The 12,599-nt window shown below is 49.0% G+C and carries 9 protein-coding genes and 1 pseudogene; 4 read left to right on the top strand and 6 right to left on the bottom strand.

Translation table 11 applies throughout. The annotated features are described in order from the left end of the window. Positions 1-378: 378 nt before the first annotated feature. The 5 genes from H6F90_RS24845 to H6F90_RS24825 form a co-directional block, all read right to left on the bottom strand. Complete coding sequence (locus H6F90_RS24845) at positions 379-1,695, bottom strand: sensor histidine kinase (RefSeq protein ID WP_190554756.1); 1,317 nt, start codon at positions 1,693-1,695, stop codon at positions 379-381. 8 nt (positions 1,696-1,703) lie between these two features. Then, positions 1,704-3,686 carry a PAS domain-containing hybrid sensor histidine kinase/response regulator gene (locus H6F90_RS24840; RefSeq protein WP_199296157.1) on the bottom strand — a complete coding sequence of 661 codons (1,983 nt, stop codon included), beginning with the start codon at positions 3,684-3,686 and terminating at the stop codon, positions 1,704-1,706. 810 nt (positions 3,687-4,496) lie between these two features. After that, a complete protein-coding gene (locus H6F90_RS24835) occupies positions 4,497-4,697 on the bottom strand; it encodes a hypothetical protein (protein WP_190554755.1) in 201 nt (66 codons plus the stop codon). A gap of 352 nt (positions 4,698-5,049) precedes the next feature. Then, positions 5,050-5,376: a hypothetical protein gene (locus H6F90_RS24830; protein WP_190437289.1), complete on the bottom strand. Its 327-nt coding sequence runs from the start codon at positions 5,374-5,376 to the stop codon at positions 5,050-5,052. 63 nt (positions 5,377-5,439) lie between these two features. Continuing rightward, entirely contained in the window at positions 5,440-5,724 is a 285-nt protein-coding gene (locus tag H6F90_RS24825) for an HNH endonuclease (RefSeq protein ID WP_190554754.1), read from the bottom strand. A 277-nt stretch (positions 5,725-6,001) separates the two neighbouring features. Between H6F90_RS24825 and H6F90_RS24820 the strand changes: the two genes are divergently transcribed. The 4 genes and pseudogenes from H6F90_RS24820 to H6F90_RS24810 all read left to right on the top strand — a co-directional run bounded on the left by H6F90_RS24820 (position 6,002) and on the right by H6F90_RS24810 (position 11,141). Continuing rightward, complete coding sequence (locus tag H6F90_RS24820) at positions 6,002-6,277, top strand: HU family DNA-binding protein (protein WP_190554753.1); 276 nt, start codon at positions 6,002-6,004, stop codon at positions 6,275-6,277. A gap of 233 nt (positions 6,278-6,510) precedes the next feature. Beyond that, positions 6,511-6,732 (top strand): annotated as a pseudogene (locus tag H6F90_RS30880) (IS1 family transposase); the annotation flags it as partial. A 173-nt stretch (positions 6,733-6,905) separates the two neighbouring features. Then, positions 6,906-10,541: a tetratricopeptide repeat protein gene (locus tag H6F90_RS24815; RefSeq protein ID WP_190554752.1), complete on the top strand. Its 3,636-nt coding sequence runs from the start codon at positions 6,906-6,908 to the stop codon at positions 10,539-10,541. Positions 10,542-10,553: 12 nt separating this feature from the next. Then, complete coding sequence (locus tag H6F90_RS24810) at positions 10,554-11,141, top strand: hypothetical protein (protein WP_190554751.1); 588 nt, start codon at positions 10,554-10,556, stop codon at positions 11,139-11,141. A 1,045-nt stretch (positions 11,142-12,186) separates the two neighbouring features. Here H6F90_RS24810 and H6F90_RS24805 read toward each other — a convergent pair. Continuing rightward, positions 12,187-12,599, bottom strand: a 413-nt coding sequence (locus tag H6F90_RS24805; RefSeq protein WP_190554750.1) for a hypothetical protein, incomplete at its 5' end; no start/stop codon positions are given.

Here is a 12,599-nt window from a genome sequence, read left to right as displayed (position 1 = left end):
GCGACAACCGTGCTCGGAGCCTGCCTAGGCGAGGTGGTTGTTGCCCTGTTGCTTCAGGAAGTTGAGCAAAAGCGCATGCTGTTACAGCAGCAGGGGTGGGAGGTTCAGATTACGAGGTGCAAGATCTGAGTCAACTGAATCAAGCTAAAGGGTTAAGGCAGCGTGTAAAATTAACTAGAGCAATTTTTCTGGAAGAGCTTTTTATAGGATAGTCATCCTAGTCTTTCCTCTAAACAATTTATTCTTACGAGAGTCCTAACTGAATTTGCTAAATCTTCAAGCTTTTCAAACAGCGTCTCAATGGAGTTTTTAGTTCAAATTGCTACTTGCAGTTTGAAGCAATCTTGTAGTTCACAACAGATACCTTAAAAGACTGAATTACAACGTTAGTGCTACCCGAATTGGCATCGTAATGACAAACTCGGTGCCTTGCCCGAGTTCAGAGATACACTCCAGTTGACCCCCATGTTTTTCAACCACAATTTGATAGCTAATGGGTAACCCCAAACCCGTCCCTTTACCAATGGGCTTGGTCGTAAAGAAAGGCTCAAACAGCTTGGTCTTGAATTCCTCCTTGATCCCCACTCCGTTGTCCGCAATCCGGATACAGACGTGATGTTGATCTAACATTTCTGTGCGAATCCAAATGGTAGCCCTATCGAGGGCTTGGCTATTACCTCTGGGCAACCAACAACTCAGCATCGATTCCTCCAAGGCATCCATGGCATTGGCAATTAAGTTCATGAACACCTGGTTCAATTGGCCTGGGTAACACTCAATTTCGGGTAGAACCCCATACTCCTTGATCAGCTGAATCCCTCCATGTTCTGGCTTTGCTTTCAGGCGATGTTGCAGAATCAGCAGCGTACTCTCAATCCCTGCGTGAATATCTACAACTTTGAGTTCAGCCTCGTCCAAGCGAGAAAAGTTCCGTAAGCCTTGCACAATCTCCAGAATTCTGCCCGTTCCTAGTTTCATCGAGGATAAGGTTTTCGGCAGGTCAGACAAAAGAAAATCGAGGTCAATGCTTTCTGCTTCTGCTTGCACTGCTGAGACAGGATGGGGATAGTGTTGCTGATACACCTGAAGCAAACTCAGGACATCTTGGATGTATCGATCGAGATGAGTGACATTGCCATGCACAAAATTAATCGGGTTATTGATTTCGTGGGCGATTCCTGCCACCAGCTGACCGAGTGCAGACATCTTTTCACTTTGCACCAACAGCATCTGCGATTGTTGCAATTGGGTTAGGGCATTGGATAATGCAGCGGTCCTTTGCGCCACCCGCTTCTCCAAATCTTGGTTGAGGTGATAGAGCTTGAGGTGGATGCTGACTCGGGCCAGCACTTCCTCCTGTTGAAAAGGTTTGGTAATGTAATCGACGGCTCCGAGGGTTAAGCCCTTGACCTTGTCTACAGTGTCAGCTAGCGCCGTCATAAAGATGACCGGAATCTCTTGCGTGGTTGGCGCAGCTTTGAGGCGACGGCAGGTTTCAAACCCATCGATTCCTGGCATCATCACATCCAGCAAGACCAGGTCTGGAGAGACCGATTTCAATCTCTCCAGGGCACTTTCCCCACTCTTCGCCACTAACACTCGATACCCTGACTCTTTGAGCAACTCAAACAACACCTTGGTATTGTTTGGATTGTCATCCACAATCAGAATTAAACTCGTTTGATGAGTGCTCATAGCGGGACCTACGTAACTGGTTCAACCTGTTGCTTCACAAACTTCAAGATTGCTTCGTCATCCATTGCCTGTGCAAACTGAAGCAATTGCTGGGCAAAGGGCTGATACTGCACGTTGAGTTGCGCCAGTCGTTGAGCTTCCTGCTCGACACTGTCGATGTCACCGATGCGCGCCGCTGCATATAGCGCTTCAAGTTCCGCAACGGGAGGGGCAATGAGTTCACAAACAGCGGAAGCGGTGGCTAAGGGTTGGGCCTGCTGATGATTAATCTCATAGAGCCAGGTGAGACCGAGATGCTGGCGGAACTGTTCGAGCAATTCATCGGATTGCACGGGTTTCGGCAGAAAATCATTGCAGCCTGCTTGCTGACTTTGCTGGCGATCGAAGTTGAAGACACTCGCAGAAGAGGCAATAATGGCCGTGGTTTGAAACTCAGGGAGCGATCGCAGCTTTTGGGTCATCTCCAGTCCCCCTAGCACCGGCATGACCAAATCAGTGAGAACTAGGTCGGGTTGCCGCTCTAAAGCTTTGTCATAGCCCTCTTGACCATTTACCGCCTCCATGAGTTCAAATCCTAAAGGCTCCAGTAGGTTGACAATCAGAGAGCGATTTTCCCACCGGTCATCAACAATCAGGACTTTACGCTTCTCACCCTCATAGCCTACGACCAAGCTCGCTGTGTTCCCATTGTTCGACTCTACCCACTCGTCCGATTCAGTGAGTTCGACATCAAACCAAAACTTGCTGCCTTGACCCGGCATACTTTCAACCTTAATTTCGCTGCCCATCATTTGCACGATTTGCAAGCTGATGGCGAGCCCCAAGCCAGTGCCTTCTGCCATCCGTTCTTGGTCCCCGACTTGTTCAAACGGCATGAAGATCTTCTCAACTTGCTCTGAGGTCATGCCAACCCCTGTGTCTTCCACTTGAAAGCGAATCTTGACGGAGGATGAGTGGCGGGTAGTGGCAGATGGCTGGCGATCGCTCTGAGGCGACTCTGCCACCACCCCGACCTTGAACGTCACACCCCCTTGGTCCGTGAATTTAATCGCGTTGCCCAACAGGTTAATCAAGACTTGGCGCAGTCGCTTGTCATCGGCAAACACAGCCTTGGGTAAACGGTTCAGGACTTCGTAGGTAAAACGAATTTCCTTTTGCTCAGCTTTGATACGGCACATTTCCACAATGCTAGTGAGGAAGGAGTCAACGTGGAAATTCTTGGAGAAAAACTCTAGCTTGCGCGCTTCAATTTTGGAGAGGTCTAAGATGTCGTTAATCAAGGTGAGCAGATGAGAGCCACACTGGTGAATGATACTGACCCCATCCTTTTGCTTCGGATTAGCCGCTTTATCGCGCAGTAGAATCTGCGCGTAGCCTAAAATTCCGTTGAGTGGGGTACGGAGTTCGTGGCTCATGTTGGCGAGGAATTCACTCTTCGCTTTGTTGGCGCTATCGGCCAGTTCTTTGGCTTGTTGGAGCTCGATCGTGCGCTCTTCAACTCGGGCTTCCAAGTCCTTATTGGTTTGTTCGAGTTGCGACTGGGTTTGTTGCAGAGCTTGTAGCGTTTGTTCTAGCTGTTGAGTTTTTTGGTTTAACGCTTCTTCTGCCAGCTTACGAGCGGTGTTATCTCTAGTGAAGCAGCGGGTGTGAATGAACTGACCGTTCTCATCGCGATAGACGCTCGAATCAATCAGGACGTACTTAATCGATCCGTCCTTGCAGACCATTCTGGCTTCGTAGTTATGGAGGGTTTCATTAGCTGTCAAGCGACAGAGAATATCGTTAATGACCTCGTCATCCGCATGGAACTGAGCGATATGTTGGCCCACATAGTCTTCGGGAGAGTAGCCTAAGGAGTGCAATTCCGATTTGTTGGCCCACAGAATCGTCCCATCCGGTCCCACCCAATGCAGACAGACTGCCCCATTTTCCACGAAATCAGTCAGCTTGTCATATTGATGGCGGAGTTGCTCTTCGGAGAGTGGTTGCATCGCTATCTCATCCCTCAACTACTAGAAGTTCACTAGAGCGGTTGGCCAATAGCCACTGAAATCCTTCTCTCCATAGGAAAGATTCCGGCCTTTTGCCTAAAAAGCATCAATTTACTCTAAAAGAGTTTCGAAGCTTTTTCAGCTTATTACCAACGACTCCAGATTAAATTAAGGTTCCCAAAAACTCTGATAGGCTAGCAGAGCGGATTTAGACGGATATATTTGACCTAAATTAGTAACAAACAGTACAAATGTACCATTCAAATCAGTCAGGAGATATCTAGGTATCGTAGCTTGCAGGCGCTTCAATAGTATTCAGAGTAGCGGAGCAGGTTGTAAATAATATCCGTATCGAGCGCCCCTCTCTTAGGCTAATCAAAACCTGACTCTCACATTACATCCACCTCATAAGGATGGCCTTGTCTACCAAAGAGCTGGGTAATGGAGCGATCGCCCTCTCTTAGGCTGCCGTTCAGCAGATCCTAGAAGTTTGTCCTAGGAACTAAACTCAGGTGATCGCCCCTCTGAGTGTCTAGCCCTGCTGCCGCCTTCGCTTGCTTCAGGGCGCTGCAACCTTGAGAGTTTGTCCGATCGGGCAATGACGCTGGTTGTCCACTAAGACCAGATCGGACCAATTCTCTAGATGGGCTGAGGGCATGAGAGAGCGTGCTTAAACCACTGCGATCGCCCCTTGAACTTCCTCAAAAACCTCAAGAAACTCACCAGTTTAGAAACTCTAATAAAAAGTTGAGGCAGGACTAGCGGCAATGTGCATCGTCCTTTCGCACGATCCCACGTTGGCACAAGACATCACCCATTGACACCCAATGTCACGCCCTGACACAGCTTGTCACGCTGAAAGAGGAACCAAGAGCCACAATCCATCACATCGGGCACCCTTTGGCACCTTCTGTCACCTCCTGACACAATTTGTGGATATTGTGCCGCTGCCACACCTCGCTCGGCGATCGCTCCCCCACACGCGACCGCAACAATCTGTTTTTGCGCCATACCTAACGCCTCTCGTCGCGTGACGGTCGCGTGACTGCAGCATCCCTGTCGCGTGGCTGTCGCGTGAGCACGACACTGAGTAGATCTACCTCATATCCATTGCGGCAACTTTCGTCGCAGCTCAACTTTGACGCACTTCTGACGCGCTCTTGACGCACTTCTAGTGCTTAGGAGCCATTAATTCGGCTCCATCGACTTCTACGATTGATTTTTGACGCACTTCTGACGCACTCTTGACGCAGTTTGTGTGAATTAAAAAACCCCCAGCAGCGAGGTTGGGAGTGTTGCGGGTAGTACGAAAGTACAAATGGAATCCTTCACAAGTTTATTCTAGGACTGCTGGCTGCTTAGTTCAGCCCTGTCGCGATCGCGACTCCTGCACATCAATCCAATCTTTTGGGTCCCAATCCACTCGCCGTCTCTGTTTTTTTGCCGCTGACCCACAAACGACCAGAATTTGTGACCGCTCCACTAACATCTCTTCCCCTTGGAAGAGACATATGAGTGGCAAAGTACTATAGCGTCTGCTGACCGACAAAGCCACTGGCACCGTAGAGGACAACATCATAGGGCCGTTCAGAAGAATTGTGAAAATCAGTTTCTTCTGTTCGATCGCTCCACCCAGGCGATCGAACAGCTTTCCGGGAGCGGTGGGGTGAACTGAAACCGTGAAAATCACCGCTCCAGTTCACCCGCGACAGATTGCCAATCTGGAACTAATTTTAACGGCTTCAGACAGGGGTCAACGCTTGCGATCCATTTTCACTCGCTGATTCGGGTCTTGCTTGTGAACCCAGGCAAGGAATTTTTGTAGCTGTGGGTCTTGCTTCAGCTTCTCCAGCGTATTCAGGTGGAGTGCCAGATGGGAGTTGTCGTAGAGCGTATGGATTTGACGGTGACAAGCGGAGCAGATTTGAATGGTGGGGCTGGGGTCGAGACCCTGGCGTTTCGTCTTTTGACGAGGAATCAGGTGGTGTGCGGTAAGGGCAGACATCTCTCGCTGGCAAAGTTCGCAGGGCTGAGGCATCGCTTAGAAATCAGTGCAGGGTGGGGAACGGTGACCCATCAATTTGATCCTAGCGATCGCCCTCCCGCTCCGACATTAAAACTCCGTTCGGGTCACCCGCATTAGGTAAATTTCTACAAGGATTGCAGGTTAAGAGCAAATCTGGGTGGTAAGGCGAGCTCATTCAACTTGATGGCGATCGCTGGCAATATGCTGATTCGCTGGGAAGGCTGCGATCGCTCCCGAGAAACCTGAACTATAATCACACCGAGCCCTCTAGAGATTTCTAGTCATTTCTATGAACAAAGGTGAACTCGTAGATGCCGTGGCGGAAAAAGCCAACGTGACCAAGAAGCAAGCTGAAGCCGCGCTCACGGCTGCGTTTGACGTGATTCAAGCCACTGTGGCGGCGGGTGACAAAGTCACATTAGTCGGATTCGGGAGCTTTGAAGCCAGAGAGCGCCAAGCTCGCGAAGGTCGCAACCCCAAAACGGGGGAAGCGATGACCATTCCAGCCACAAAGGTTCCCGCCTTCTCTGCGGGAAAACTCTTTAAGGACAAAGTAGCCAGTTAAGCCGCTGCCTTTCAGCCGCCGCTGCCTCCCCAAGCGGGAGGTTTTTTGTGGGGTGCGATCGCGCACCTTCCATGCCTCTGGCAATCTCTGGGACATCCCCTCAATCTTTTGCCTAAGAGCTTTCATCTGTGTTGCATCGCTGTAATGTCCCATCTGCTAGCACCTAGGTCACAAGAACCAAAGCACGATTTTTGAGCGTTGCACAATAGAGGGATGAATTGAGATTGTATTCGCTGCAATGCCCAGAATGCCAGTCCACTCACGTCCGTAAAAATGGTCAGAAAAAAGGCAAACAGAATTCCATCTGTGTCCCTTGGGGGCGATAGTTCATTGACTGCTAGGAACTTCACGGAGGCTACAGCGAAGACACCCAGCGTGAGTGCTTTGTATCGCAATGGTATGGGCTTTAGAGGCATCGAGCGCGTCAAGGGGCGCACCCCACCACAGTCATTCACTGAGTCAAGCCAGTGGGTCAGCAGCTCCCAGATGCCTATGACCCTGACACCCGATGGAAGCGCTGCATAATTGGCTAAGGGAAGAACGAACACAGTCAGCGTCGTTCCAAGAAATTAGAAAAGCAGAGCGACAATTCATCCCATTACAGTTGGACATCGGGAGATAGGCATTAATGGAGCCAGAGAAGTTGCAAAAGCTAGAGTCTCAACAGTCGGGAAGGACCGATGACGAGGCTGACGCTTGGTGGAGTCAGGGCAATGAATTGTTCGCCTCAGGCTGCTATAAAAACGCGCTCAACAGCTATAACAAAGCCATAGAAATCAAACCCGACTTCCACAAAGCTTGGACTAACCGGGCTACTGTGCTGTTTAAATTGGAACGCTGGGAAGAAGCGCTCGCCAGCTACAACAAAGTTCTGGAGATCAAACCTGAGGATCATTTGGCTTGGTTCAACCGAGGCAAGGCGCTGTTTATGTTGGAACGCTGGGAAGAAGCGCTCGCCAGCTACAATAAAGTTCTGGAGATCAAACCCGACTGCGACCAAGCTTGGTTCGACTTAGGGCAAACACTGAAACGGCTGGGACGTCTGGAAGAAGCGCTCGCGAGCTACAACAAAGTTCTGGAGATCAAACCCGACCACCCCTTAGCTTGGCACAAGCGGGGCTTGGTGTTGGATGACTTAAACCGTTGGGAAAAAGCGATCGCAAGCTACGACAAAGCTTTGGAACTCGAACCCGATGACCCAGTCGCCTGGTTCAACCGAGGCAATACCCTACTTCGATTAAAACGCTACGAGGAGGCAGTGGCAAGCCACGACAAAGCCTTGGAGTTGAAACCAGACTATTTTAAGGCTTGGCACAATCGGGGGTCTGCACTGTTTTTCTTGAAACAAGGTGAAGCAGAGCTTTTCAGCTTTGACAAAGCTCTAGAAATCTCACCCAACGACCCCTCAGCCTGGACTAGCCGGGGGATGGTACTGAATCACTTAGGCCGTTATCAAGAGGCGATCGCTTCCTATGATCAAGCCGTAGCCATCCAAGCTGACTTCTACGACGCTTGGACTAACCGAGGCTTGGCGCTGAATAACTTAGGCCGCTGTGAGGAAGCCTTGGCTAGCTACGAGGAAGCACGGGTTCGCTGTGACCCAGCGATGGCGGACAGCCGCAAGGCCTGCCAAGTTTGGTGTGGCCAAGCTTTGGCGCTGTGTAATTTAGCTCGCTACGATGAGGCTCTGGCTATCGCTGACCAAGCGCTAGCATGTAACCCCAATGACTATGATGGTTGGTGGCTGCGTGGGCATACCCTCTATTGCTTAAAGCGCTATGAGGAAGCGGTTGCTAGTTTAGACAAATCTTTGGAACTCAATCCGAACAACGAGTTAGCTTGGTGTCGTCGAGGCATTGCCCTGCGTGGCACTAGTCGCGATGAAGAGGCGATCGCCAGCTTCGACAAAGCTTTAGAGCTCAATCCAGACTATGTGGAGGCTTGGTTCAATCGGGGCAATGTGTTTTTCTTTAGCGATCGCAATGAAGAAGCAGTGCCGAACTACGAGCGAGCTTTAGCGATCAACCCTGACTATACTGGTGCCCAAAACAATTTATCCATTGTTTTAGAGCGCTTAAACCGCTCTGAGCAAGTGCTGGAGTGGTGGGAACAAGTTTTGGAGTCCGAACCTAATCATGAGGGTGCTTGGATACGCTTGGTTAGTAGCCTGCGGGGCTTAGACGGCAGCGAAGCCGCAAACCTGGTTCGCGACAAAATCCTTAAAATCCCTGCCACTTTACCCAAACATTGGAACAGCCTGATTGAATGTTTGTTGCAGTTACGCTGCGATGAAGAGGCAGTGCTTAGCTTCGACAAACTTTTAGAACTACAACGCGATGACCCTTCCACCTGGAGTCGGCGGGGCGATACTTTATTTAACTTAGGTCGCTATGAAGAGGCAATGGCGAGCTACGGCAAAGCGTTGGAAATCGTGGGTCGCGATTTGAATGCTTGGATCTCAAAAAAGTGGCATCAACCCTTCACCCACATTCATGTCGAAGCGAGTGCCTTGCCTGAAACTGTAGAGGTCATGGCAAACGCAGCCAGACAAATCCAAGGGGTTGAGGTACGAGAGGCACTATGTTCTCTGGTACTCCAGCAGGAGTTTTTCTCATCTCGAGAAGTTTCCTTAGCGCGTGAAGTTGCCGTCGCTGCTGAATATGCACCGAGCGACCCCCATCAACGATCGCTGTTTTATGCTTTAACGAAGCAGGTGGCAACGTTCGAGAAAGATGAAACTGCAAACGCGCTTGAGCCCAAGGCTTTTCAGTCTGTCAACGATCCACCGACACCCGATAAATCATTACTGGATAGCATTCCTCTATATTTTTATGGAGTGGGAGCCCAAACCTTAGAAGATGAGCAGAAAAGAGATCGGCTTTTGGGGTCACTCGTTTCCAAGTCTTTAGAGTTAGGACAATATGAGCAAGCTTTACAGATAGCTTTGGCAATACAAGCTCACTATCTCAGTGGAAGCAAAATGGCTAAAGTTGCGAGTTTGTATATTGAACGAGGACAGTATACTCAAGCCCTTCAAATTGCCAAAACCATCAGGCAAGAACATTCTCAAGTCGAGGTGCTAGCTGCGGTTGCGATTAAGTATGCACAACAGGGTGAGTTAACAAACGCTCTTCAAATGACCCACCTGATCCGGTCTGATTTAAATTTAAAAAAATCTGATGCGTTATCCATTATTGCGAACGAGTTAGCCGTACAAAGGCAGTATGAGCAAGCGATGCAAGCCGCCCAAAGAATAAAAAATGACTCGCGTCGAAATGGCGCTTTAGCATCCATTGCCCGTCAGTATGCCAAAATCGGAAATTATCCTCAAGCTCTTGAGTTCGTCGAAAACCTAGAACATGAATTTTCTAAGTCTGAGGCTTTATCAGAGATTGCCCACCAGTACCTTGAAGCAGGAGAGTATGACCGAGCTTTGGAAGTGATCCAAAAGATGGGCAATGAATCTTATCACAAAGACAAGATAACGGTTGAAATCGGCCTTCGTTATGTGGAAGTCAAACGCTACGATTTAGCGCTGGAGATTGTCAAAAATATAAGGTACGACAAGGACAAGATTTTAGCAGCAATTGCTAACAAGTATATAGAAGCTGGAGAATACGATAAAGCCATTCAATTGGCAAAAGATTATAGAGATGTTTCTAACAAACCTTGGGTAGAGTCTGTGACTCGATATTATATTAAATCAGAGCAGTATGAAAAAGCCCGGGAAGCTGCCACCACTTTAGAGCATAGGGATCAGGCATTGGATTTGATAATTTACCAATATCTAAAGACTAAGCAGTATGACGAAGCGAGTAAGCTCATCGAACAAAAAAACAATGAGTACTATAAAGCCGAGAATCTCACTATACTTGCGATCAAGTATGAAAAAAATGGACAGATAGATAAAGCAACTGAATTGTTAACCAAAGCGATTCAGGCTGCCAGGACTTTCCCCCCTGTGTATGAGAGAAGCGGCTGTATAGTCCATTCTTCCTGTTCCTCTGTGTTGGCTGATTTGGTTAAGAATTTAGCGTACTCTGGGTTACATGAACGAGCGATTCAAATTGCCAAAACGATAGAAGAGCCTGAGTTTAAAGTTGAGGCGTTAGGTCAAATCGCGCGGCAGTGCGTGAACGTCGGGCAACCCGAACAAGCCTTTGAGCTAGTTTCATGGGTTGAAGAGACTGCCGAAAAAGAGGGCGTGTTGCATGATATCGCCTGTGGCTTTCTAAGCGTAGAACAAAGCGACAAAGCGCTTTAGATTGCCGAACTGATGGGCGATACTCGACAAAAATATTACCTATTGTCTTCAATTGCTCACCACTGGATAGAAGCAAAACAATACGAGAAAGCCATTCAAATTGCCAGTCTCCAGTTCGATGTCGAACAAAAAACTTATATGTGGAGAAGGATTGTTGAGAGTTTAATTCAGGATGAACAAATTAACAGAGCGATTGAAGCTATAGGGATGCTTGAACAGGAGCAGGAGAAAGCTCCGTTGTTAGCAATTATCGCTAACCATTACATTAATGCTCAACAGGATGACTCAGCCCTGGAAATTACCAACTTGATGCCGGATGGTGAGGAGACCGCAAAGGTGTTAGTGGCGATCGCTCGTCAGTATGTCGCAGCCGGACAAGGCGAGAAAGCTTTCCAGATTACTAAAAGAATCAAAGAAGCTCATCTACCTGTTGAGGAAGAGACGAACTGGGACTACAAGACGAAGACTCACGAGATTGCATTCCAACCGTTGGGGTTCCCTCTAGCCTTAAGGAGTTGGCAACGACGTTTTGATGTGGAGGTGGAAGAATCATCGATAGGTATTGAGGTGAAAAACTTTGATATCCAGATTGAAGAGTGAACCAGTGAAAAGGTGAGGTTATGTGTAATGAGATGAAAGACCTGAATGATATCTCAGCCATCAGTGTGGAACTGAGTGAAGACATTATTAGACAGCCTCAGCCTCAGTTGATGAAAGAATCCCTATCTTAGAACTGGATTTTGACTCAGAAAAATCGACTCAGCCGTCACTAAAAGCTGAGAAAGAAGAACGCTCAGAGAAAAAATTAGAGATTAAGCGGACTTTTTCGTCCGTTTTTTGGGCAATAAGCAACCCTATCTTCAGCAAGGCTTATACGCTGCTTCCCGCCTCCAGTAGTCGTTCCAGCTTCCTTGTTACCCCCTGAGGTATGTCAGCTACTTTAGACTGTTTTACATCCTCGTTTGCCCAAAGTCCCATCTGGGTCTTCCCACACTGTTTTCCCGGTAAGTTGTAATCGCCTGAATGGCAAAGATCCACTTTGCTGCTCCGTACGGATGGCTTGTCCTGGACTTACCCACACTTCAGACAATTTCAGTGGCTTGGAATGGGTAGACATCAAAATTACTGGACCGCTTCTGTGAGCAAGGGGTAGACATCGGGGTCGGGGGGGCACCCGCTCCCGGCACCGTGTGGGTGCGGGTGCGGCTTGCACCGGTGCGGTGGAAACCGCACTCTTAAAAGAGTGGTGCCATAAGCGTTCTAACCCCCGCACCAGATGCAGTGCGCTCGGTGCGGAGTTACTCTAACTGCACCGTCCCCTAGGAAGGTGGATGGGAATGGTCAGAAAGCTAAGTTATCACCAGAAGGCCAAAAACGTTTCTTAGGGCTTCCAAGAGCGCAACCCGGAGATTCTTTGAAGACAAATGGCTGGAATGTGCGATCGTTTCCCCCATGCCTATTCCGAGGTCAGCCTCGACATCATGGGGAGATCAGGACCAAAGATCTTCCTTCTCTAGGACATCTGCTGGAACGGCTCTTGTGAGAAAATACTTCTCCTAACTCTTTAACGGAGTCAGCACGAGGGCGATACGTGCTCCGCACAGGCAAGCCAACGCGCCAACCGTTTCCAGTAATAAAAGATGATTCATGGTTGAACGATCTCGTTGAATTTCTTGTAGTCATCGGGGTCTTCACCCCATTGTTTTCCGGGAAGATGACGATCGTGTTTCTTGAGAATTCGCCTCAGTTTCCATTTCGCGGCTCGGTACTTATTACTCGTTCCTGACTTGCCCACATTCCACACCATTTCGATGACTTTGGTTTGAGATTTGTAGACATCGAAGTTCTTCAGAACCGCTTCCGTAAGCGCGGGATTAATCTCGGGGTCAAGGGGGTCAAAGGGATCTGGCACCGCGTTGGTGCGGGTGCGGTCTTCACCGGTGCAGTCGGGGTCAGCACCCTTAGAAGGCAGATGCCATAAACGTTCTAACTCTTGCACCAAATCTGGTGCGCCTGGTGCGGTGGGTGCATCCGGTGCGGGCTCATCTTGGCGCTGCA

It is taken from the genome of Trichocoleus sp. FACHB-591, from assembly GCF_014695845.1.
GTDB lineage: Bacteria > Cyanobacteriota > Cyanobacteriia > FACHB-46 > FACHB-46 > Trichocoleus.
The sequence above is the reverse complement of the archived record's forward strand: the minus strand, read 5'-3'. Positions and strand labels throughout refer to the sequence as shown.

Excerpts from the sequence above, each read along its gene's own strand:
- H6F90_RS24845 (WP_190554756.1), bottom strand. The coding sequence starts at position 1,695 with ATGAGCACTCATCAAACGAGTTTAATTCTGATTGTGGATGACAATCCA.
- H6F90_RS24840 (WP_199296157.1), bottom strand. The coding sequence starts at position 3,686 with ATGCAACCACTCTCCGAAGAGCAACTCCGCCATCAATATGACAAGCTG.
- H6F90_RS24835 (WP_190554755.1), bottom strand. The coding sequence starts at position 4,697 with ATGGCGCAAAAACAGATTGTTGCGGTCGCGTGTGGGGGAGCGATCGCC.
- H6F90_RS24825 (WP_190554754.1), bottom strand. The coding sequence starts at position 5,724 with ATGCCTCAGCCCTGCGAACTTTGCCAGCGAGAGATGTCTGCCCTTACC.
- H6F90_RS24820 (WP_190554753.1), top strand. The coding sequence starts at position 6,002 with ATGAACAAAGGTGAACTCGTAGATGCCGTGGCGGAAAAAGCCAACGTG.
- H6F90_RS24815 (WP_190554752.1), top strand. The coding sequence starts at position 6,906 with ATGGAGCCAGAGAAGTTGCAAAAGCTAGAGTCTCAACAGTCGGGAAGG.
- H6F90_RS24810 (WP_190554751.1), top strand. The coding sequence starts at position 10,554 with ATGGGCGATACTCGACAAAAATATTACCTATTGTCTTCAATTGCTCAC.